The organism is Aerococcus viridans (genome assembly GCF_002083135.2).
Taxonomy (GTDB): domain Bacteria; phylum Bacillota; class Bacilli; order Lactobacillales; family Aerococcaceae; genus Aerococcus; species Aerococcus viridans_C.
In genome coordinates this window covers 1,575,742-1,599,258 of sequence record NZ_NBTM02000001.1, presented here as the reverse complement: position 1 = coordinate 1,599,258, position 23,517 = coordinate 1,575,742, and the positions used below count along the sequence as shown (strand labels likewise).

At 40.8% G+C, this 23,517-nt stretch carries 16 protein-coding genes; 2 read left to right on the top strand and 14 right to left on the bottom strand.

Going from position 1 to position 23,517, the window contains the following annotated elements; all coding sequences use genetic code 11:
- Nucleotides 1-587: 587 nt before the first annotated feature.
- From A6J77_RS07450 to A6J77_RS09535, 8 genes are all read right to left on the bottom strand, one after another.
- Entirely contained in the window at nucleotides 588-1,364 is a 777-nt protein-coding gene (locus A6J77_RS07450) for a pseudouridine synthase (protein ID WP_083069573.1), read from the bottom strand.
- Nucleotides 1,354-3,174 carry a polysaccharide biosynthesis protein gene (locus tag A6J77_RS07445; RefSeq protein WP_083069571.1) on the bottom strand — a complete coding sequence of 607 codons (1,821 nt, stop codon included), beginning with the start codon at nucleotides 3,172-3,174 and terminating at the stop codon, nucleotides 1,354-1,356. The genes A6J77_RS07450 and A6J77_RS07445 overlap by 11 nt, the downstream gene beginning before the upstream one ends.
- A 393-nt stretch (nucleotides 3,175-3,567) precedes the next feature.
- Complete coding sequence (locus A6J77_RS07440; protein WP_050774136.1) at nucleotides 3,568-4,431, bottom strand: pyridoxamine kinase; 864 nt, start codon at nucleotides 4,429-4,431, stop codon at nucleotides 3,568-3,570.
- Between the two features lie 63 nt (nucleotides 4,432-4,494).
- Nucleotides 4,495-6,909: a leucine--tRNA ligase gene (gene leuS, locus A6J77_RS07435; protein ID WP_083069569.1), complete on the bottom strand. Its 2,415-nt coding sequence runs from the start codon at nucleotides 6,907-6,909 to the stop codon at nucleotides 4,495-4,497.
- Between the two features lie 329 nt (nucleotides 6,910-7,238).
- Nucleotides 7,239-8,141, bottom strand: a complete 903-nt coding sequence (locus A6J77_RS07430; protein ID WP_083069567.1) for a shikimate dehydrogenase family protein — start codon at nucleotides 8,139-8,141, stop codon at nucleotides 7,239-7,241.
- Nucleotides 8,142-8,144: 3 nt separating this feature from the next.
- On the bottom strand, nucleotides 8,145-9,284 hold the full coding sequence (gene aroB / locus A6J77_RS07425) for a 3-dehydroquinate synthase (protein WP_083069565.1): 1,140 nt from the start codon (nucleotides 9,282-9,284) through the stop codon (nucleotides 8,145-8,147).
- Between the two features lie 55 nt (nucleotides 9,285-9,339).
- A complete protein-coding gene (gene aroF / locus A6J77_RS07420) occupies nucleotides 9,340-10,209 on the bottom strand; it encodes a 3-deoxy-7-phosphoheptulonate synthase (protein WP_102950029.1) in 870 nt (289 codons plus the stop codon).
- Nucleotides 10,210-10,634: 425 nt separating this feature from the next.
- Entirely contained in the window at nucleotides 10,635-13,076 is a 2,442-nt protein-coding gene (locus A6J77_RS09535) for a LysM peptidoglycan-binding domain-containing protein (protein ID WP_083069564.1), read from the bottom strand.
- A 194-nt stretch (nucleotides 13,077-13,270) separates the two neighbouring features.
- Here A6J77_RS09535 and A6J77_RS07410 point away from each other — a divergent pair, with 194 nt between their 5' ends.
- Together A6J77_RS07410 and A6J77_RS07405 are read left to right on the top strand one after the other, a co-directional pair.
- Nucleotides 13,271-13,837 carry a tRNA (mnm(5)s(2)U34)-methyltransferase gene (locus A6J77_RS07410; RefSeq protein WP_083069562.1) on the top strand — a complete coding sequence of 189 codons (567 nt, stop codon included), beginning with the start codon at nucleotides 13,271-13,273 and terminating at the stop codon, nucleotides 13,835-13,837.
- Nucleotides 13,838-14,566, top strand: coding sequence for a hypothetical protein (locus A6J77_RS07405; protein ID WP_083069560.1), 729 nt, complete (start codon nucleotides 13,838-13,840; stop codon nucleotides 14,564-14,566). It abuts the gene before it with no gap.
- Nucleotides 14,567-14,983: 417 nt separating this feature from the next.
- Here the strand turns inward: A6J77_RS07405 and cspD are convergent, their stop codons facing one another.
- The 6 genes from cspD to A6J77_RS07375 form a co-directional block, all read right to left on the bottom strand.
- A complete protein-coding gene (gene cspD, locus A6J77_RS07400) occupies nucleotides 14,984-15,184 on the bottom strand; it encodes a cold-shock protein CspD (RefSeq protein ID WP_016896897.1) in 201 nt (66 codons plus the stop codon).
- Between the two features lie 187 nt (nucleotides 15,185-15,371).
- Nucleotides 15,372-16,076, bottom strand: coding sequence for a RadC family protein (radC, locus tag A6J77_RS07395; protein WP_083069558.1), 705 nt, complete (start codon nucleotides 16,074-16,076; stop codon nucleotides 15,372-15,374).
- 174 nt (nucleotides 16,077-16,250) lie between these two features.
- Entirely contained in the window at nucleotides 16,251-17,927 is a 1,677-nt protein-coding gene (locus A6J77_RS07390) for a formate--tetrahydrofolate ligase (RefSeq protein ID WP_083069556.1), read from the bottom strand.
- A gap of 219 nt (nucleotides 17,928-18,146) precedes the next feature.
- On the bottom strand, nucleotides 18,147-18,791 hold the full coding sequence (locus A6J77_RS07385) for an HAD family hydrolase (protein WP_083069554.1): 645 nt from the start codon (nucleotides 18,789-18,791) through the stop codon (nucleotides 18,147-18,149).
- The gene (locus tag A6J77_RS07380) at nucleotides 18,769-20,013 is read right to left on the bottom strand and encodes a bifunctional folylpolyglutamate synthase/dihydrofolate synthase (protein ID WP_083070276.1); all 1,245 of its coding nucleotides are present in this window, start codon (nucleotides 20,011-20,013) and stop codon (nucleotides 18,769-18,771) included. Before A6J77_RS07380 ends, A6J77_RS07385 begins: the two co-directional genes overlap by 23 nt.
- Nucleotides 20,014-20,196: 183 nt before the next feature.
- Entirely contained in the window at nucleotides 20,197-22,833 is a 2,637-nt protein-coding gene (locus tag A6J77_RS07375) for a valine--tRNA ligase (protein ID WP_083069552.1), read from the bottom strand.
- Nucleotides 22,834-23,517 lie beyond the last annotated feature (684 nt).

The following is a 23,517-nucleotide window of genomic DNA, read 5'->3' as shown; positions in this document are numbered from 1 at the left end:
CATATCTATATTTTAGCACAGATTTGACGATAACTCACATAATACAACTAACAAATTGTAAGGGTGCGAGCTTTGGCGCTCAGGCAGGTAACACTGGAAGGAATATGCCGTAGCAAGTTTACTTGCTGCAAATATTCCTGAAGTGGAGACCGGACTGCCAAAGCGAACCCAACTAAAAAGGGTGTGAGCGTCGACGCCGAGAAAGGAACCGTTGGAAGATGAAAGCAGTAGATGATACAGTCAGCTACAACTTCATCTGAAACGCAGTTGTTTCTGGAGACTCGAACCCGACTAAAAAGCGTGCGCGCTAGATTGCTCAGCTCAACAACACTGGAAGAATAGTGTCTTATCACACAAAGTGTGATGCAAACTATTTTGAAGTGGACTTGAGATGATCTAGTGAACCCGACGATAGTACAAAGTTAAAAAGGTATTGAGTTTATAGACTGCTTGTAGTTAGCCTTCTGCTAAAAAATAATTCGGCAAGTTTCGATAGTTAAGTCTAGGCACTTTTGAAGTCAGATATATGCAGACAAGAACTCACCCCCATCAAAAAAGCTAGGTGCATGACCTAGCTTCTTGAGTGATTATTCTGTGATGTTTAATGCTTTACCTTCGAAGATGGCGTCGTAGAGATCTTGATAGTCTACTTGAACGAATTCACCTTCTGTTAGGGCATCCGGTAGTATCAATTGCCCAATGCGTTGGCGGTGTAGTTGAACGACTTCACAATCAACTGCATGGAACATGCGCTTAACTTGGTGGTACTTGCCTTCTGCTATGACCACACGGGCTATGGATTGGCCAGCTTCTTCGTCTACTTGGTCGATGAAGAGTTGTGCTGGCTTTGTTTTTTCACCTTGGCCAATGTCCAAGCCTTTTTCAAATTGGTCAATATGCTTGTCTGATAATAAACCGTCAACAAGAACAGCGTATTCCTTTTCCACGTGTTTCTTAGGGGCCATTAAGGCATGATTGAATTGGCCATCGTTGGTGATCAGTAGCAGGCCTGTTGTGTCCTTGTCTAGGCGTCCAACTGGAAATGGTTGGTAGGTTAAGACCAAGTCTTCTGGTAAAAGGTCAATCACTGTCTCCCAACGGTTGTCCTCGGTTGCGGATATAACGCCGTCTGGCTTGTGCATCATGATATAAACGTAAGGTTCATAGACGATTACTTGACCATCCACTTCCACCTTGTCCTCTGTTACATTGACTGGGTGATTGGGCTTCTTGGCTACAGAACCATTGACATAAATAGCGGATTTTTTGATTAAGGTCTTCACGTCACTTCGGCTATAAGGAGTCATGCTAGAGACAAATTTATCTAAACGTTGGGTGTTCTTCCCTGCCTTTTTATTTGTCATAGCGGCCCATTCCTAATTTCGCACGAAGCATTTTGGCCTTGTCGCCAAGTAGTGTATCTAATAGTTTAAAGCGTAAACCACCAATGACATAAACCGCTACCCCAACACCAGCTACAATCACAATTTGAGCTACTTGGTGCACAAGTGATATTTCAGGTGATAAGATAGTGCGTCGTAAGAATTGGTTGACTAACCAAGTGGCAATACCCATAGCACCTGATAACAAAGCAATGCCCTTGATTTGGCCTAGAACTTCAACTACTGATAAGTTGATACGGACTTTTAGGCGCCACAAGTAGAATACAGCAATTCCGATAAAGGCTGTTCCTGTAGCTAATAAGGCACCTGAAGTGCTAAACATCGCTAGGAAAGGTGCTTGTAGGACCAATTTAAGTGTTACCCCAAGTAACATACCCATAATAGCGTCTTTAAAGAAGGACATGGCTTGCAGCATGGCAACCAATACTGAAAAAAGCCCCATAGTCACAGCTACTGCTGCTGATAATTGTAATAGTGAGGTACCTAGTGGATCGTGGGTAAAGATGATCGCGTACAAGGGCTCAGCTAAAACCGCCATCCCGATTGCAGATGGGAACATGACTAGGGAGAATAATTTCAAGTTGTGGCCGATTAACCCTTTTGTTTCTGGAAAATCTTGTGTGGTATGTCGGTCAATACGTTTTGGCTGTGCTTTATTTGCCAGCTTGGCCTCGATACCCCTTTTCTCTTCTGAATAGGTAGCTGAAATAACAGCGATGGATGTCGAACCGATGGCAACCGCTAGGGAAACGATGATGGTCACGAGTTTATTGGCGTTGGCACCGAAAATGGCGTATTCATTGATTAATTGATCATGTGAAAGATGAGAAACCCTTTCCATTATCGGCATATAGGTGTTGGTATCGACTAAACGGGATAGTTCGATTGCTGAACCGGAAACGATGAATGGAATAGCAATCATCACGATTTCGAGTAATAGATTTTTGGAAGAGACGTAGGTTTCTTCCTTAACCGCGTACAATTCTTCTTCCTTATTGTAACCTTTGCGGTAGCGCATAAAGAAGAATACCAATGTGGCTAAGGCTGCTAGTGCCCCAAGGAAGGCCGCAAATGTTGAGTGAGTTACAGCTTTGACCATTTCACCGTTATTGATCACACGGATGATGTAAACCGCCCCTAACATGTATAGGACACGTAAGATTTGTTCAGTAATTTGTGAAATCGCGGATGGCTTCATATCTTGGTGCCCTTGGAAGTAACCACGGATAACTGAAATTGTTGGTAGAACAACTAAAGCTGGCACCAAGGACCGAATAACTAATACTACTGAATCGAAATCACGGGCTGGTGTTGATTGGGCCAAAATGGGTGCGAATGTCCAAAGTAGGACACCACCTACTAAACCAGTAACCGTCATCAAGGCTAGACCCGCCTTGAACAAGCGGTTGGCTGTTTTATAGTAGCCTCGTGCATTATAATAAGCCATTTGTTTAGCGATTGAATCTGGTACCCCGGCGATTGTAATGGACAAGAAAATCGCGTAGTAACTATACCCAATATTGAACAAGGAATTGGCTTCATTGGCGATGTGCGGTTCACCCATCCATTTGTACCAAGGCATGATGTAAAGGACCCCTAAGATCCGTGACACCATTGAGGCAATGGTCATCCAAGATGCCCCAGCATTCATTTTTTCTTGTGCGCTGGCACTTGGTTTTCTAGGTGGCAGATCAAGTGGATCCACTTCTTCAGGTTGAATCACTTCTTCCACTTCATCAGTCCGATTTAAATTCGGATCGTCTATACCCATATTTATTTAGCTCCTTATACAATAAATTTGATTTATTTCAATTTTTTATATTTATTTATCTTTGAAAAATACTTAGCTTTCATTTTATATAATACCTACCGTCATTTCAATCATCATCAGATTAAAAAGACCTTAAATTTTAAAAGAAAGGCTGTAAAATTTGGCCTTTTGGCAACTATATAGTAGGCCTATTATATCAGAAAATCTGAAGTTGAATTCACCAACTCGCCAACAATAGTGGCATGCGATATTACTAACAACTAACAGCTTCGACTACCTTCAATTTAAAAGGTAATGATAAGTAAAACTTTAGTCGCAACAAATTAAACTTTCCAAATAAAAACTGACAGTTATGTCGTCTACACAACTGCCAGTTTATGATTTGTCTGAATGTTATTGTTGGTTAGCTTTTAATTTTGATACGAAGTTAGATAAGTCGCCTAAGAATAGTTCAAATTGTAAACCATTCATCATAACATCTGGATCATCTAATGATTTTTCGATAATTTTTGGAATGTAGTCCACAGCTAATTGGCTAGCCACTTTAACAGAAGCACCATTTGCTAATGCACCAACAAAGATTGAACCGAAGATATCACCAGTACCGTGGAATTTACCACCGATAAATGGTCCAGTCGCTAAACCTTTTTCACCAGTCTCTACGTCCAAGTAGTAAGCACCAGTTTGACTTTCACCGTCATATCCTGCACCAGTTAATACAACTGAAGCATTGGTTTGTTTACGAACTAATGTTAAGAATTCGTCAATTTTTTCTTGTGGCCAGATACCTTCAGTGTAGTCCACACCATACAAGAAGCTCGCTTCTGTTTGGTTAGGCATAATCACATCTGCCATCGCACATAAATTCAACATTTCTTTAGCATATTCTTCGTCAAAACCGTAGTAGAAGCTACCATTGTCAGCCATAACAGGATCAAGATAGAATTTTGCATCATCTTTTAATAATTTTGGCAATTCTTTCTCTAAAAACTTGATTTGGCGAACGCTACCTAAGTAACCTACATATGCTGCATCAAATTTTAAGTCAAATGAGTGCCAATGATCCACGATTTTTTCCATTTCATCAGTTAAATCTAGAAATGTGAATCCTTCAAATCCAGGCCCCGTATGTGTTGACAACAAGGCTGTTGGTAAAATAGTTCCTTGCAGGTGCATACTTGATAGAATAGGTAATGCCACTGTTGTAGAACATTTACCGAAACTAGAAGCATCGTGAATAATTAAAATATTTTTCATGTAAAATTCATCTCCCATTAATTAAAACTAACCATACTATACACAAGACAGCTATGATGTCTACTAATTTGCCACAATATTGACTAGTTTGTTTGGTACTACGATTTCTTTGCGAATTGTTTTACCAGCAATTGCTTCTTGCACTTTCTCGTTTGCATGGGCAATTTCTAACAATGCTTCTTTGGCACTATCATTAGGCACTTGTAATTTCGCTTTGATTTTACCATTCACTTGAACAACAATTTCGATTTCATCGTCAACGATCATCGCTGGATCAAATGTTGGCCAGTCTACGTATGAAATACCAGGTTCGTTTCCAACAATTACCCACATTTCTTCTGCTAAATGCGGCGCGATTGGAGCAATCAATTGAATAAAGCCTTTCACGTATTCATAGTATAGGCTTTCAGCCTTATTGGCTTCATTTACAAATACCATCATTTGAGAAATGGCTGTATTAAAGTGTAGGTTGTCAAAGTCTTCCGTAACTTTTTGAACAGTTTGGTGGTAAACTTTGTCTAATTCACCAGTGTTCATTGTCGTAATACGGTCACGCATTTTGCCATTTTCATCAACTAGTAAACGCCATACACGTTCTAGGAAACGACGAGAACCTTCAAGACCATTCTCAGACCAAGCGATTGACGCATCTAGAGGACCCATGAACATTTCGTATAGACGTAAGGTATCTGCCCCGTATTGGTTGACTACATCGTCAGGATTTACAACGTTCCCTTTAGATTTAGACATTTTCTCATTACCTTCACCAAGAATCATCCCTTGGTTATAAAGTTTTTGGAATGGTTCTTCATTTGGTACTACACCTAAATCATACAAGAACATATTCCAAAAACGTGCATATAGTAAATGCAATACCGCATGCTCAGCCCCACCTATATACAAGTCCACATTGTACCAGTAGTCTAAAGCTTCTTTGGAAGCAAATTCATTTGAATTTTTAGGGTCGATATAACGTAGGAAGTACCATGATGAACCTGCCCATTGTGGCATTGTGTTTGTTTCACGGCGGCCTTTCATACCTGTTTCAGGATCAGTGACATATAACCACTCTTCAATATTGGCTAATGGAGATTCACCTGTACCTGATGGTTTAATGTTGTCAGTTTTTGGTAAACGAACTGGTAGCTCATCTTCTGGAACTGCAGTTGTTGTGCCATCTTCCCAATGGATAATTGGAATTGGTTCACCCCAGTAACGTTGACGAGAGAAGACCCAGTCACGTAAACGGTATGTTGTTTGACGTTCACCGCGACCTGAAGCTGTTAACATTTCAATCGCTTTTTCAGTAGCTTCTGCAGTTTCTAAACCGTTTAATTCACCTGAATTAATGTGAGGACCGTCTCCAGTATATGCTTCAACAGCAACATCGCCACCTTCAATTACCGGTCGAATGGGTAGGTTGAATTGTTTAGCGAATTCGTAGTCACGGCTATCATGGGCAGGAACCGCCATAACAGCACCCGTACCATATGAAGCTAAAACATAGTCTGCAACCCAGATTTCAAATGGTTCACCAGTTAATGGGTGGATACCGTAAGCACCGGTGAATACCCCAGTTTTTTCTTTGGCTAAATCTGTACGGTCTAAGTCAGATTTCATTGAAGCTGCAAGTAAATAAGCTTCCACTTCTTCACGTTGCGCTTCTGTCACGATTTGACGCACCAAGTCATGTTCAGGCGCTAAAACAGCGAAAGTTAAGCCGTAAATTGTGTCTGGACGCGTCGTAAAGGCATCAAAAGTTAAGTCATGATCTTTAATATCGAAAGTTAATTGCGCACCTTCTGATTTACCAATCCAGTGACGTTGCATTTCAACAACTGAATTTGGCCAGTCAACATTTTCCAAACCTTCTAATAAACGGTCAGCGTAAGCAGTAATCCGTAATACCCATTGTTTCATTGGTTTACGAACCACTGGGTAGCCACCACGTTCAGACTTACCGTCGATAACTTCTTCATTGGCTAATACTGTACCTAAAGCTTCACACCAGTTAACCAAAATTTCGTCTTCATAGGCTAAACCTTTTTCATATAATTTAGTGAAAATCCATTGTGTCCATTTATAAAATTTCGGATCGGTTGTATTGATTTCACGGTCCCAATCATAAGAAAATCCTAGTGATTTGATTTGACGTTTGAATGTGGCAATATTTTTCGCAGTGAAATCAACCGGGTCATTCCCTGTATCTAAGGCGTATTGCTCAGCAGGCAAACCAAAAGCATCCCATCCCATTGGGTGTAAGACGTTATACCCTTGTGCACGTTTGTAACGCGACATGATATCTGTTGCTGTATACCCTTCTGGATGTCCTACATGTAGTCCAGCCCCTGATGGGTAAGGGAACATGTCTAGTGCGTAATATTTAGGTTTTGAATAATCCTCTAAAGTTTTAAACTCTTTATTCTCGTCCCAATATTTTTGCCATTTCTTCTCAATTACTTTATGATTAAAAGCCATTGTTTTCTGTCTCTCCTTTAATTGTGAAAATAAAAAAAGCCCTACACACGTCAAAAAAACGTATATAGGACGAAATGATTTCGTGGTACCACCTATGATTTGTACTCTTCATACCGATAACGTTGGCGCGACGTGGTAACGGATGCTTCTCATCGTCACCAACTTATAATCCAGCCTAATTCACAAGTGGTTCAAATATACTTCCACCAACCGTATACTCGCTTCATTGAACACAACTTGTTACTACCTCTGAAAAAGTTCAAATATTGCCTTTATTCTAGCACTTTCACCCAGTAAAAGCAAACCCACACAATCCAGATTTTCCGGGCTTATTTGGCTTTTCTAGCAGCTAATTGACCCTTAATGGTATCAAAAACTACTTGTACTGGCATTTCTTTATGGGCAAATAATTGGTAGTTTAATTTAGCTTGGTAAACTAACATATCTAAACCACCAATGACCACACAATTTCTTGCTTTTGCTTGTTGCATAAATCGGGTTTCCATAGGATCGTAAATCACGTCCATGACCACTGTCCCCTCTTGTAACCAGTTTTCGTCCGCCAAAATGGATTGGCCCTGGCTTGATCCCATCCCTAGGCTCGTTGATTGAATCACGATTTCAGCATGCTTGACAGCTTGACCAACTTGGTCTTGATCTGAAAGGTCAATCAGTTTTAAGTCAATTTGTGGGTAATCCGCTCTTAAAGCATCGCACACCTTAATCAACAGGTCTTTTTCTTCGATATTTCGTGCCACCACAGAAATATCTCTCATGCCCTCCATTACGGCCTGGGCAATAATGATCCTAGACGTTGCGCCAGATCCGTAAACGACTAACCGCTTGCCAACTAGGTCAACGCCCCTGTTTTTTACGGCAAGCCATAAGCCGGCACCATCAGTATTGTAGCCTACCCATTGCCCCTTGTCATCTCGGGTAATCATGTTGACAGCGTTGACATATTGACTAGCAGCATCTAAGCGGTCAACCGTCTGCATAGCATTGAATTTCCCTGGCATGGTAATGTTAATCCCTTGAACGTCTAGGGCTTTCAAATGCTCAATCCGTTCAATTGTGTCATCTTCGCTCGTTTCAAAAGCGATGTAGACCATATTCAGGTCTTGAGCTTTAAAAGATGTATTGTAAATAATTGGTGAAAGCGAGTGGCTCAAGGGTTGGCCAATCACCGCTGCAAACTTCGTTGTCCCGTTAATATCTGTAATTGAATCCACGCATTAAGCCCCCGCTTCTACGATTGTAATAGGTAATTTATCAGCTTTTAGGTCAGTAAAAATGGTCTCTAACCAGCCAGCATATTGGTCAAAAGTAATAGTTTTAAGTTCACATTTACCGAATGATTCAGGAAAGATTTCTGTAATTTCCCCACCCCGACGTTTCTTGTCGTTGGTCATGGCGCCAAGAATATGCTCAAAGGTATACTCTTTTGCCACATGCACTTGGTCTAATAGATGGTATTGGTTGAGTAAATTGTTAAAACGGTCAGCCAAACTTAACGCTGTCTGCCCTTCTTTTTCAGCCATTAATTGGGTCAAAATCATACCCGTTGCAACGCCTCGACCATGTGAAACTTTGTAATGTGATACTTGTTCAATCGCGTGTCCAATCGTATGGCCAAAGTTCAATAATTGACGCAAGCCTAAATCTAGTTCGTCTTCTAACACAACGCTCCGTTTAATCTCAACACAACGTTTAACAACAGCTGCCAAGTCTTCGCTCAAGGCATTTAAAGGTTGGTCGCGGGTCATTAAGTTGTTCAGTAAATCACTGTCTAAAATCATGCCGTATTTAATTAGTTCTGCACACCCATCTTCGAAAATACTTTGCGATAAAGTATGGAAGGTAGTTAAGTCACAAAGGACGCGTGCTGGCTGATAAAAAGCGCCAACTAAGTTTTTACCCTGGGGTAAGTCGATGGCCGTTTTGCCGCCTACTGAAGAATCAATAGCTGAAAGTAAGGTCGTCGGAATTTGAATGTAGGGAATGCCGCGCAAATAAGTCGCTGCTGTAAAGCCAACTAAGTCACCAATTACCCCACCTCCCAAGGCAATCAGGATGTCTGAACGTGAATAATTCAAAGTGGCCAACTCTTCTTGCAAGCGGATGTAGTTTGCAGATGATTTCTGGGCCTCTCCAGCTGGCAACGTAATGGTGTTCACCTCAGTCGTAATTGGGCTAATCGCCTCTTGTAGGGTCCCTAGGTAACCATATGAAGCCACGTTCTCGTCAGTAACGATCATGACCTTACGTTGTTGGACCAGATCTTCCAGATAATGTCCGGCATTTTTAATCAAATCGTTGTCAATGATCACATCATAGGGATTGGCAACTGCTACATTTACTTTTTCCAATTTCATTCCTCAATTCTTTTAAATACGCTTGTCGATAAGTGGTTTAACCGGTGGTTGTAGATTAATTTAAATCCGCTAAGAATGTGTGTAATGCTTGCACTTTCTTAGTTAACGCCTTGTACTCATCTAAGTATAACGATTGTCGGCCGTCTGACCAAGCCTCATCTGGATTTTGATGAATTTCAATGATCAAACCGTCAGCGCCAGCAGCCACCGCAGCCATAGCCATTGATTCAACCCACTCACGTTTCCCTACAGCATGACTCGGGTCAACCACAATTGGTAAGTGCGTTTTTGAACGTAAAACAGGAATTGCTGATAAATCTAAAGTGTTTCGCGTACTTGTCTCGTAAGTACGAATACCACGTTCACATAAGATCACATTCGGATTACCTTGGGCTAATATGTATTCAGCCGCCATTAATAAGTCTTCGATTGAAGCAGCCATACCGCGTTTTAACAAGACTGGTTTTGTCGTTTGACCAATTGCCTTTAATAAATCAAAATTTTGCATGTTTCGTGCACCCACTTGGTACATATCGATCCCATCGAATAAATGCACTTGATCAACAGCCATCACTTCTGTCACCACTGGTAAGTCGTACTTCTTACCAACAGCCTCTAACATGTCTAAACCTTCTTGCCCTAACCCTTGGAATGCGTATGGAGATGTACGTGGTTTGAACGCCCCACCGCGTAACATATTGGCACCTGAATCTTTCACCGCTGCAGCCACTTCGTCCAATTTATCCAAGCCCTCGATTGAACATGGGCCACCGATCATGGCAAAATGACCGTTACCAATTTGGATATTGCCTACTTGTACAACTGATGGCGCCGACTTGTATGATAAGCTCGCTCGTTTGTATGGCTCTTTAATATTAGCTAAAATCGTTACTTCCGTTCCTGCAGTCATTACTTGTGTATTCATTTTATTTTCTCCTTTTTTTAAAACGCAGTATCATCATTCATTTTCCAAGGTTGGTATTTAAGCAAGAAAAAAAGCCCTTTACAACAAAACCACCCTTGAGTGATTTTTGCTGTAAAGGACTTTCTTGTGTAACTAGCACCTACGCTAGTTACTTAAGAACTAAAGCCATATCCTTTTTCAAGTACAACAAAATCACCTTTACCAAAACCGTAAAAGTAAAAGTAAAAGTTGAAAAAGTTATAGAATGTTGTACTTAGTAATGATTTCATGGCTGTAGTCCTCCTCTCGCTATTTAATAATGCAACTTTAACAGTCTTTTTTAACCTTGTCAACAAATTTCTAATTCAATTCTAATTTTATCTAAAAAAACACCTCAGCTTGTAAAGGGGGAGCTAAACAAGCTGAGGTATCATAATTTGATCAAATTAGTTTAGTTTTAAGACTTGGCCAATGTACAAGTTGTAGTTTGATAAGCCGTTCAATGTCATTAACTCATCTAAGCTTAGACCGTTGTTTTTAGCGATACGGTATAAAGTTTCACCAGATTTAACTGTATGTGTCTTCGCGCTTGAAGTAGCTGAAGAAGATGCAGTTGATGTAGATGAACTTGTGCTAGCTTGACTAGATGAACTTGTTGACGCTTGACTAGATGAAGCTTGGCTAGATCCACCAGTTGTAAATACTTTACCTGGGTGAATTAAGTCAGAACCACCATTTAAGGCCCGGGCTTCCGCTAATGAAATACCTAAGGCACGTGCTACAGTGTAAATACCGTCACCAGATTTAACAGTGTAAGAGTTACCTGACGCTGATGATGTACTTGTAGATGTACTTGCAGCTGATTGACTAGTTGAAGCACTTGAAGTTGATGAAACTGAACTAGAAGACGCTTGACTAGATGAACCTTGGCTAGATGAACCTGCAGTAAATACTTTACCTGGATGGATTAAGTCAGAACCACCATTTAAGGCACGGGCTTCTGATACTGAAATACCTAAAGCACGCGCAACGGTGTATAAGCCATCACCAGATTTAACTGTGTATGATTTACTTGATGTTGATGCTGAAGATGAACCAGTATTAGCACTTGTACTTGATGAAGAGGACGAACTTGATGTAGAAGTTGTCGACTGACCAGCTTTAAATACTTGGCCTGGGTGGATCAAGTCAGAACCGCCATTTAAGGCACGTGCTTCTGATACTGAAATACCTAAGGCTTTCGCTACCCTGTATAAGCCATCACCAGATTTAACTGTGTATGATTTGCCTGATGTTGATGCTGAAGATGAACCAGTATTAGCACTTGAACTTGATGAAGAAGACGAACTTGATGTAGAAGTTGTCGACTGACCAGCTTTAAATACTTTACCTGGGTGGATCAAGTCAGAACCGCCATTTAAGGCACGGGCTTCTGATACTGAAATACCTAAGGCTTTCGCTACACTATATAAACCGTCACCAGATTTAACTGTGTATGATTTACCAGTTGATGTAGACGCTGAAGATGAACCAGTATTAGCACTTGTGCTTGATGAAGAAGACGAACTTGATGTAGAAGTTGTCGACTGACCAGCTTTAAATACTTGGCCTGGGTGGATCAAGTCAGAACCGCCATTTAAGGTACGTGCTTCTGATACTGAGATACCTAAGGCTTTCGCTACCCTGTATAAGCCATCACCAGATTTAACTGTGTATGATTTGCCTAATGTTGACGCAGATGAACCAGTATTAGCACTTGTGCTTGATGAAGAAGACGAACTTGATGTAGAAGTTGTCGACTGACCAGCTTTAAATACTTGGCCTGGGTGAATCAAGTCAGAACCGCCATTTAAGGCACGGGCTTCTGATACTGAAATACCTAAGGCTTTCGCTACCCTGTATAAGCCATCACCAGATTTAACTGTATAAGATTTACCTGATGTTGATGCTGAAGAACCAGTGTTAGTAACTGTTCCTGTGCTTGCTGAGCTAGACGATGAAGATGCGCTAGATGAAGCTACAGATAAGACTTGGCCTGGGTGAATCAAGTTAGAAGTTAAGCCATTTTGTGCCTTAACCTCTGCAACAGCTACACCTAAAGCGCGTGCTACAGTATATAAACCATCACCAGCTTTAACTGTATAAGACTTCCCACCATTAGTAGATGATGTTGTCCCTTGTGCAGATAAGTTTGTAGTTGCACCAGAAACTGATGCAGATGTACTTGAGGTTGAACCAGCAGGTGTATCATATTGTGTTAAACTATGTGTCGTAATTAAGTTGTTTAATTTACCACCATAGCGGGTATCAGTTGCGTAAGTACCAGTTAAGGCAGCAGTCGCATCTTTGTATGAACTTGTATTTGATTTCCAAGTACCTGAATAAAATTCAGAATCCCAAGAAACACCGTTAACCATTTTATTCGCGTAGTCATTTAATGACTCTTTGTATGATGGGTAATCACGGAATGAATCTCTGATTTGGTAGTAGTTACCAGAACCATCATCTTCAAGTGTGTAGAAAGTTACACCCTTGCCGTTATAAGTCCCTTTAATCCCGAATAAGTTGTAGTATGGTGCTGCTGATAGTCCTGATACACCCCAGTTAGACTCTAAAATCGCTTGAGCAATCATTACCGAAGCATATAAGTCGTTATCATTTGCTAGCTTATAAGCATCTGGAATGATGCTATCTAAGAAAGCATTATTAGTTGATGCAAAAGTAACTGTCGTCCCTTCGCTCGCTTCTACTGTTGGAATATCGATATTTGCACTTAAACTTGATACAGCAAAAGCAGATCCTAAAACGATAGCCCCTAAAGTTGCTGATTTTTTGGAAATTGACGCAATTGATTTGCGCGATACTACTTTATTCTCCTCAATAACCAATTATACTCCCCCTTGTAATTTTTTAATTGTCAAAAAAGCAAAACTTTCACAACCTAAATTCTATCTAAAATGATTTTATTAAGAAAGACTTAATTTATGTTGATGTTATTATTTAATATTTGTAATATTAGTGTAATATTGTTTACCGAAAACCCACGGTAGATTAAGCTATTAATATAGAAAGAAGGAATGGTATGTTTCAAAATATTGTCACTGTGTCGCATCAAATAATGAAAGAAAAAATTCACAAAGGCGACCATGTATTAGATGCGACAGTAGGTAAAGGGAATGATACCCTGCTACTTTCACAACTAGTTGGTCCTGAAGGTATCGTTTACGGATTAGACATACAAGCAGAGGCGATTGCATTCGCTGAAAAACGCCTTTCTGAGGAGGCAAAATTTAAAAATACAAAGTTATTTTTAAAAGACCATAGCGAATTAGACCAAGTCATTCCAGTCGATGAGAAATTGCAATTAGCCATCTTCAACCTCGGATATTTGCCTAGTGGTGATAAAGAAATCATCACCCAATCAGAGACCACTATCAAAGCCATTCAAACGGTCCTTGAACGTTTAGATAAGATGGGTGTGTTACTGATTGCTTCATACGTTGGTCATCCGGGTGGTATGGAAGAATTTGAAGCGGTTCAATCTTATCTCGAAAAATGCGACCAAAAAAGTTATAATGTAGCTATGTTCAATTTTTTGAATCAAAAAAACCTACCTCCACGATTGTTTATCGTTGAAAGGAGACAATAAATGGCAGCAATCAAATCCATGGCCGGTAGCAAAAACCGCCAAATCCTTGTCCCAGCAATTTTCCATGTCCTACTCGTATGTCTCATGGCAGTCCCTGCCTTCATGACATTACAAGCAGTCAACACGATTAACTGGACAAATTTTCTACTATTAATTTTCTGGCAATTTTTACTTACACAGGTCTACTTATTATTTTCTAAGCAAAAAGGACTCACACTCATTAAGAATATGATCATCTTAGGTGTGGTCGAAGTTGTCCTAATCGCCATTTTAATTTTTAGTCCCGTAACTATTTTGGCAAAAGGATTACTCTTCCTACAATGGTTATTGATTCATTTAGTGATTGGTACGCATAACTTACTGCCAGTATTGCCCCCATTATTCATCGCAATGGAAATGGTCATCATGCAAAATATTGTAGAAATGGCCAACGCGCAAGTCTTATTAACCGGTTTAGGCCTTATCAAATTCCTATTCTACCTAGCAGTATTCTCCTGGTTATCTAGCTTATTCATGGATTACCGTTCTGAAGGCGTAGAAATCGCTGGTAAAAAATCAAATTCAGCAAGAATGATGAAATTACTGGCTAGCTTTGCGATTGTCGTGTTGATCATCGCTATCGCTGCAAGCTTCATTATTCCGGAATTGTTAAATGGTCAAACAATCGCTTTATTCATCATTTCATTAGTGATTATGATTTACAGTTTATTCCTTAAAAAGAGACAATAATAATAGACAAAGCCCGCTTTGAATGGTTGTAAGCACCAGATCAAAGCGGGTTTTGTTATGTTGTTAGCGTACTTGATAGTGAAAGTAAAGAAAAAGGAGACTATTGAGACAGCCTTTATAATATGCTCAATAATATCCACAATATATAGTCGCAAAAAAATTGATTTTATAGTTAGATGATTGATGCTTAAAATAAATTTTCGATAATTTATGCCCTACATAAGAAGCTAATAGAGCTACGAATAGGTCGAATAAAAGAGAGCCTATTTTTGAAACATCGAATGATACTTCAATACAAATGAGAGCTTTTTGCTATTTCTATATCTTTCAAATTTAAAGCAAAAAAAAAGACTAGCTAAACTGATGTTTAACTAGTCTGGTGGGCTGTTGCCCTAACTGTTAAAATTTAAATTAGATTTACGCTTTAACAACGTTAGCTGCTTGTGGTCCACGGTTTCCATCTTCGATTTCGAAAGAAACTTCTTGACCTTCTTCTAAAGATTTGAACCCGTCACCTTGAATAGCTGTGAAGTGAACGAATACGTCGTCAGCGCCGTCGCGTTCGATAAATCCAAAACCTTTTTCTGCGTTAAACCATTTAACTTTACCTTGTTCCATAATAATAGAATCCTCCTCGTGCTCATGCACATATTTCTTTAGTAATTCTTGCACGGCTCGAGTAAAACTTTTAAGTGCTTAGCACTTTTAAAAATGTATAACTTTTTACCTATCCAAAAATTCTTACTTTAGTATAACATGGATAAATCTTTTTAGCAATGATTATTAATAAGTAAAGTTATTTTTATCATTCAAAAACACCATATTCCTGTAAACTTAAGAAAGCATCGCCACCTACAATGATGTGATCCAGTATTTCTATGCCAATCAATTCCCCCACTTCAGCCAACCGTCTAGTAAAGTCGATATCCGCTTGAGAAGGCGACGGATTACTCGACGGATGATTATGGGCGACAATAATTCGCGCAGCAGACGCCCGAACCCCTTCTTTAAAGATTTCCCTTGGATGTGCAACTGAAGCATTTAAACTTCCAACGAATATGGTCTTCTCTTTAACGATTTGATTTTTTGTATTTAGATATAAGGCCATCACATTTTCCTGCTGCAGGTCTTTCAACTTCTCAATACAATAATTCCCCGCATCTTTCGTCGACATAATAACGCCCAATTTTTCCTGGTTAGATTGGTATAAGCGCCGACCAAACTCTATAGCAGCCTGTATTTCAACCGCCTTAGCTGGTCCAACACCTGGCAACTGGATCAAATCATGGTAAGATGCCGTACGCAAATCATACCTCGTCCCGAAATGCTGAATAATTTTCATAGCCAATTGAATGGCGTTCAAACTCCGGTTCCCCGTCCGTAATACAATAGCCAATAGCTCATACATAGTCAATGATTCTGCCCCGTGGGTCATCAACCGTTCCCTCGGCCTAATTTCCTCTGGCAGCTCATGTATCGTTGTCTTTAATAACACTTGATTTTCAGTCATCCCTTCACACCCCTCTACCATATTTATACGTGGTAAAAGTGCTAACTTGACCAATCTAATTATGGATAGAAATCAGGTTTCGCTTTATTTTTTTGGCAAAAAGAAAAACGTGCAACTTTCGCTACACGCTCTCTCATAAATCCACTTATATTTTTAGCTGATGCCACAGAAAACCTAGAACAAACCAGTGATTTCGCCATCTTTTTTAATATCCATATCCAATGCTGCTGGATGTTTTGGCAAGCCAGGCATCGTTAACACATCACCCGTCAAGGCCACAATAAAGCCAGCCCCAATTTTGGGCACCAATTCACGTACTGTCACATCAAAGTCTTCTGGTCGACCCAAAGATTTTGGATCATCGGATAGTGAATATTGGGTTTTCGCCATACAGATTGGTAAATTACCCCAGCCATTTTTCTCGAAACGACGCATTTGATTTTGAGCTTTCTTAGAAAAGACAACATCACGTCCGCCATATACCTTTTGTACAATAGCACGGGCTTTCTCTTCTAAATTCGTTGCTTCATAATCATAAGTCGCTTTAAATTCCTGGTCATTACCATCAATTGCCGCTACGACAGCGTCCGCCAAGTCCAAACCACCCTGGCCACCATTAGCCCATACAGATGATTTCACACACACCACACCAAGCTGAGCACATTTGTCTAAGACAACCTGTTCTTCAGCTTCTGTATCCGTTACGAATTCATTCACACAAACAACCACTGGCACTTGGAAATTTTGCATGGTTTCAATATGTTTTTGCAGATTGGCAAAACCAGCCGCTACCGCTTCAACATTTTCCCCTGCATTCAAGTCTTTCACTAAAACGCCACCGTGCATTTTCAATGAACGAATGGTCGCCACAACAACGACTGCATCCGGTGCTTTTCCAAGCACGGGCACTTTAATGTCCATGAATTTTTCGGCCCCTAAATCAGCCCCAAACCCAGCTTCAGTCACCACATAATCCGCCAACTTCAAGGCTGCATGTGTCGCCACAACTGAGTTACAACCGTGGGCGATATTAGCAAAAGGCCCCCCATGCACAAATGCTGGTGTATGCTCTAAAGTCTGCACTAAATTCGGCGCAATAGCATCCTTCATGACCAAGGTTAAAGCACCTTCAGCCCCCAAATCAGCTACAGTAATTGGCTGACGGTCGCGGTTTTCCCCAATCACAATCCGGGCAAAACGCGCACGCATGTCTTCTAGATCAGTCGCTAAACATAGAATCGCCATAATTTCTGACGCCACAGTAATATCAAAGCCGTCTTGACGCGGGAAGCCGTTCCCAACACCACCTAAGCCCACTGTAACCTCACGTAAGGCCCGGTCATTCAAGTCAACTGCCCGCTTCCAAGTCACCCGGCGAACATCAATATCCAATTCATTCCCTTGGTGGATGTGGTTGTCGATTAAGGCGGATAAGGTATTATTGGCCGTTGTAATGGCATGCATATCGCCTGTGAAATGCAGGTTAATATCTTCCATCGGTTGAATTTGTGCGTAACCACCACCGGCAGCACCACCCTTAACGCCCATAGTTGGCCCTAAAGACGGTTCACGCAAGGCAATCATGGTTGACTTACCGCGCTGACTCAATGCGTCCCCTAAACCAACTGTTGTTGTCGATTTCCCTTCACCTGCAGGCGTCGGGTTAATGGCTGTCACCAAAATCAACTTGCCATTTTCATTCGATTCAATTTTTTCCAAGGTTTTTGCAGGTACCTTGGCCTTATATTTTCCATATAAATCGATATCGTCCACATTAAAACCAATTTTTTCAGCAATTTCACTTATCGGCGCCAACGCATTTTGTTGGGCAATTTGAATATCTGTTAACATGACAAAACCTCTTTCTATGACATCATTTTCTCATTATATTCTAGCATACTTTTAAGCCCATCTAATACTTTCTTGAAAAAGGACGATTCTTGTCCTGAATAGCGAAACCGCCATAGGTAGAGGTGCCAGCAAGCTGACGTCTACCTCTACCACTTTTGCAAAAAAAGAACTTCCACACTAAAAAAAAGACTGGCCCACGAGGGTACCAGTCAAATTTGCTTAGTCTATAAATGGTAAGGCGTCACCAAGACGGCCAACGACTGCTAAAACGCGGTCGTAAGTTTCGTCGTCCGGGGCTACCAAATCAGGAACCATAATCACGTCTAAACCTGCTTGATAAGCAGCATTAACGCCATGAATAGAGTCCTCTAATACGATTGTTTTCTCTTTGTCTAAGTTGAAATCAGCCACAACTTTTAGATAGATTTCTGGGTCTGGCTTAGCGTTTTCTACTTGGTCACCACCAAGCACACCTTTGAAGTATTTACGGATGCCTGTTGCCTCCAGTAAGTACTCTACTGTTTCAATATTTGTTGATGACGCTACGTAGCAATCAACTTTTTTAGCTGCTAACGTATCCAACACTTTGATTAAGTCGTCTTTTAAATCAGGGGCTTTATCTTTGATGATTTCAAGGTAACGTTTATCTTCGCGGGCCAATAAAGCTTCTGCCGCTTCTCTGTCACCAATGGCTTCCTCATACATTTGAAGGGTTTCTTTCTCGCCAACCCCAACATATTTTAGGTAGTCATCCAAGGTGAATTCAATGCCTAACGATTCGAATCCTTCTTGGTTTACTTGGGCGTAGACCTTCTCAGTGTCTAGCATTAACCCGTCCATATCAAAAATTACTGCTGTTTTCATAGATATCCTCACTTTGTAGTTTTTCTCGCACTTCAGAGATAAAGTAGAAAGAGCCACAGAACACTACTACGGCATCTACATTTGCTGGTGCGGATTGCTTATAATCATCATACCAATTATTCACAAATTTCGCATCTGTAGTGGCTAAATAATCATCTTCTTTTCTCGCTTCTTCATAATCAAAAGTGGTGACATATAATTCAATGTCCGAATGTGCTTGGATATAGTCCAGTGAGTTGTTAATTTCCTTACGGTCTAAACTTGAAAAATACATAATAATTCTTTTATCCGCAAAATTTGTCTTTAATGCTTCCACCAATACCTTAATGGCTGAAATATTGTGGGCGCCATCAATATAAGTGGCTGGCTGGTTAGCAATCAATTCCATCCGACCTGGTAAAGCCGTCACTTGAATGGCTGCAATGGCTGTTTGTTGGTTAAAATACAAGCCATTTTCCTTTGTAAAAGCCGCAAAAGCAGCGTAAGCAGTCCGCGCATTCCATACTTGGTAAAAACCAAGTTGCGGAATGTCCACCTGCGGTTGCAATTTATAAGAAATCAATTGACCTTCTTTTTGAGTCACTTTGTCTTGGATAATAGCCAAGTATTCTGGGGCAATTTCCCCAACAACCATGGTATCCCCTTGGTACATAATGCCGGCTTTTTGCTTGGTAATGGCGAATTCATCCTTACCTAAACTAGGAATGTGGTCTTTACCAATAGAGGTGATGACCCGGACGGCATGTGGAAGAATATTGGTGTAGTCTTTTTTGCCACCAATCCCTACTTCAACGATCAGGATGTCGACGTCCACCTGGCCCGCATAGATAAAGAAGGCTAAAGTGAGGACTTCGAAATAGGACATGGCTTCGATTTTTAGGGCTTCGATATGGTGACGGACTTCGTTCATCAATTGAATAAAGGCTTGGTCGTCGATATTTTCTTTATTGTGGCGAATACGTTCGGTTAAGGACGTCAAATGTGGTGACGTGAATAGGAGAGTCGAGTAACCGTGATCTGTCGCCATCTGCTCGATATAACGACAGGTTGACCCCTTGCCGTTGGTACCAGTCACGTGGATTGCGGGTGTTTTTAATTCTGGGTGGTCGTAGCGGTCAAGCACGCTTGCCATCCGCGAAAAATCTTTTGGCGTCGACTTGGTGTACATTGCCAACCATTGTTCGATTTGCGCCATATTATGCATTAAAATAGCCAATTTCATGCCCCCATTTTTTTCAATTATCATCTTGCCAGACATCATTCTAGCACGGAAAGTCCTTTAAAAGTATGTTATTTGTGTAAATCACTGGGTATATTTTTGCTAAATGGCCTAAGTATTTAATTCGAAAAAAGAAGCCGACTATTTAAGTTAAGTCGGCTTCTTAAATGGTTATTTTGGGTCAAATTAGCCTTGTAATTCAGCGATTCTTTCTTTAGTAGAAACTAATTTGTCTCGGTAATCTTGACCTTTTTGGCGTTCTTCTTCAACGACAGCTTCAGGGGCATTGGCCACAAAGCGTTCGTTAGATAATTTCTTCTCAACCCGGTCTACTTCAGATTGCCATTTGGCTAATTCTTTCTCCAGACGGGCAATTTCTTCTTCGATGTTAATGAAACCAGCTAATGGTAAGTAAATATCTCCACCGTCAAAGAATAAGGTTACGGCTTGATCTGGCGCTGCAGCACTTGTATCAATCGTAAAGCTTTCTGGGTTGGTAAAGCGGTTAATGAAAGCAATGTTGTTTTCAAGGGCTTGACCAATTTCAGCGTTCCGTGGTTTCACAATGATTTCGATTGGTTTAGATAAGGCCACGTTTTGTTTGTTACGGGCGTTACGGATCGCTTTAACCAGTGAAATCACGTAGTTCATATCAGAAGCAGCTTTTGTATTAGATAAGTTTTCATCTACCGTTGGGTACGCAGCTGTAACGATTGACGCCTCTTTATGTGGAATATGCGCCCAGATTTCTTCTGTTACAAATGGCATGATTGGATGCATTAAACGTAGAATGTTGTTTAATGTGTAGGCCAATACTGAACGAGTTGTCGCTTTCGCAGCTTCGTCCTCACCTTGTAAAGTTTCTTTAGCCATTTCAATATACCAGTTACAGAATTCATCCCAGATGAAGTGGTACAATGAACGACCTGCTTCACCAAACTCAAACTTATCAAAGTTTGCAGTAACTGAAGCGATGGTTTCATTTAGACGTGTTAAAATCCATTGGTCTTTGATTTCAGTCACGTTTGATAAATCAATTTCATCATAAGTTAAGTCATCAAGATTCATGATGGCATAACGAGAAGCATTCCAGATTTTGTTAATAAAGTTCCAAGCAGCTTCCAGTTTCTCTTCGTTGAAACGGATATCTTGACCAGGCGTTGAACCAGTTGCTAGGAACCAACGTAAAGCGTCAGCACCATACTCGTTAACAACATCCATTGGGTCAACCCCGTTACCTAGAGATTTAGACATCTTACGCCCTTGGCTATCACGGATTAAACCGTGGATTAAAACATTCTTGAATGGACGACGACCAGTGAATTCCAACCCTTGGAAAATCATACGCGCGACCCAGAAGAAGATAATGTCATACCCTGTTACCAATGTTGATGTTGGGTAATAACGTTTAAAGTCTTCTGCATCAGTATCTGGCCACCCCATAGTTGAAAACGGCCATAAGGCAGATGAAAACCAAGTATCTAAAACATCTGGATCTTGCTCCCAGTTTTCGCTGTCAGCAGGTGCTTCCATACCGACATACATTTCACCAGTTTCTTTGTGGTACCAAGCTGGAATTTGGTGACCCCACCATAATTGACGTGAGATAACCCAGTCGTGGGCATTTTCCATCCAGGTCTTAAAGGTATTTTCAAAACGAGGTGGGTAGAAATCAACACGGTCTTCAGTGTCTTGGTTTTCTAATGAATCATCCGCTAATGGACGCATTTTAACAAACCATTGTGTTGAAAGACGTGGTTCAACAACGACACCAGTACGTTCAGAGTGACCAACTGAATGGACCATTTCCTCAACACATATTAAGAAACCTTGTTCATCTAAGGCAGCAACGACTGCTTTACGGGCTTCTTCACGGGACATACCTTTAAATTCGCCTGCATTTTCGTTCATAGTTGCGTCAGCGTTCATCACGTTGATACGTGGTAAATCATGACGGTTCCCTACTGCAAAGTCGTTAGGATCATGGGCAGGGGTAATTTTTACAATACCAGTCCCAAATTCACGTTCTACGTAATCGTCCGCAACGATTGGAATTTCACGGCCAACAAGCGGTAAAGTAATGGTTTTACCAACTAAGTGGGTGTAACGGTCGTCATCTGGGTGAACTGCAACCGCCGTATCCCCTAACATGGTTTCTGGACGTGTTGTAGCGATTTCTAACGAACCTGATCCATCTGTTAATGGGTATGAAATGTGGTAGAAAGCACCATTATCATCAGAGTAAATCACTTCCATATCAGATAAGGCAGTTTGTGCTTTTGGATCCCAGTTGATAATGTATTCACCGCGGTATATTAAGTCTTTATTGTATAAATCAACGAAGACCTTACGCACAGCTTCACTTAAACCCTCGTCTAAGGTAAAACGTTCGCGAGAATAATCAACAGAAATACCCATTTTACCCCATTGTTGACGGATTGTTTCAGCATATTCTTCTTTCCAATCCCACACTTGGTCAATGAATTTTTCACGGCCTAAGTCATAACGAGAAATGCCTTCTTCGGCTAATTTAGCTTCAACCTTAGCTTGCGTTGCGATACCCGCATGGTCCATACCTGGTAACCATAAAGTATCGTAGCCTTGCATCCGTTTTTGACGGATAGACATATCTTGTAGAGTCACATCCCAAGCATGACCTAAATGTAATTTACCTGTTACATTGGGAGGTGGAATAACGATTGAATATGGTTCAGCAGTTTTATCTTCATTAGGGGCGAATACACCTGACGCTACCCATTGATCATAGCGACCTTCTTCAACCGCATTCGGTTGGTATTTAGTAGACATATTAGTCTCTTTCATGAAAGCTTCCCTCTTTCTTTGATTCATATTTTTGGCAAAATAAAAGCCCTATACTATAACAATCTATGGTTAGACAATTATAGTATAGGGCGCAAATTTCATTGCTCGGTACCACCTACATTTTTACTTCATTGTAAGGACATGATAACGGTATGCACCGAAGTAAAGCGACACTTTGCCTACTGCGCAACCATTATTGACTGTCTTACCTGTTCACACCAACCACAAGCTCGCTTAAAGACAAACACAATAAACCTCACAGCAATTACTTAAATTATTTGCATAGCCAATAATAGCATGGAAAAAAACAGAAAGCAAGAATAGGATGTGAGACAGGGCGTTTAGACAGGAGACGATGGAAGAATAGTGCCGTGTCACACAAAGTGTGAAACAAACTATTCTGAAGCGGACACTTGTCTGCCCTGGCGAGCTCAACTTCATAGGGTGCGAGGGTCGACGCTAAGAAAAGAACCGTTGGAAGATTAGTGCAGTAAATGACGCGGTCAGTTACAAACTAATCTGAAACGCAGTCTTTTCTGGAGACCCTAACCCGACTATAGGATGTGAGACAGGGCGTTTAGACAGGAGACGATGGAAGAATTGTGCCGTGTCACACAAAGTGTGAAACAAACTATTCTGAAGCGGACACCTGTCTGCCCTGGCGAGCTCAACTTCATAGGGTGC

Excerpts from the sequence above, each read along its gene's own strand:
- A6J77_RS07450 (WP_083069573.1), bottom strand. The coding sequence starts at position 1,364 with ATGACAAATAAAAAGGCAGGGAAGAACACCCAACGTTTAGATAAATTT.
- A6J77_RS07445 (WP_083069571.1), bottom strand. The coding sequence starts at position 3,174 with ATGGGTATAGACGATCCGAATTTAAATCGGACTGATGAAGTGGAAGAA.
- A6J77_RS07440 (WP_050774136.1), bottom strand. The coding sequence starts at position 4,431 with ATGAAAAATATTTTAATTATTCACGATGCTTCTAGTTTCGGTAAATGT.
- leuS (WP_083069569.1), bottom strand. The coding sequence starts at position 6,909 with ATGGCTTTTAATCATAAAGTAATTGAGAAGAAATGGCAAAAATATTGG.
- aroB (WP_083069565.1), bottom strand. The coding sequence starts at position 9,284 with ATGAAATTGGAAAAAGTAAATGTAGCAGTTGCCAATCCCTATGATGTG.
- aroF (WP_102950029.1), bottom strand. The coding sequence starts at position 10,209 with ATGAATACACAAGTAATGACTGCAGGAACGGAAGTAACGATTTTAGCT.
- A6J77_RS07410 (WP_083069562.1), top strand. The coding sequence starts at position 13,271 with ATGTTTCAAAATATTGTCACTGTGTCGCATCAAATAATGAAAGAAAAA.
- A6J77_RS07405 (WP_083069560.1), top strand. The coding sequence starts at position 13,838 with ATGGCAGCAATCAAATCCATGGCCGGTAGCAAAAACCGCCAAATCCTT.
- cspD (WP_016896897.1), bottom strand. The coding sequence starts at position 15,184 with ATGGAACAAGGTAAAGTTAAATGGTTTAACGCAGAAAAAGGTTTTGGA.
- radC (WP_083069558.1), bottom strand. The coding sequence starts at position 16,076 with ATGACTGAAAATCAAGTGTTATTAAAGACAACGATACATGAGCTGCCA.
- A6J77_RS07390 (WP_083069556.1), bottom strand. The coding sequence starts at position 17,927 with ATGTTAACAGATATTCAAATTGCCCAACAAAATGCGTTGGCGCCGATA.
- A6J77_RS07385 (WP_083069554.1), bottom strand. The coding sequence starts at position 18,791 with ATGAAAACAGCAGTAATTTTTGATATGGACGGGTTAATGCTAGACACT.
- A6J77_RS07380 (WP_083070276.1), bottom strand. The coding sequence starts at position 20,013 with ATGAAATTGGCTATTTTAATGCATAATATGGCGCAAATCGAACAATGG.
- A6J77_RS07375 (WP_083069552.1), bottom strand. The coding sequence starts at position 22,833 with ATGAAAGAGACTAATATGTCTACTAAATACCAACCGAATGCGGTTGAA.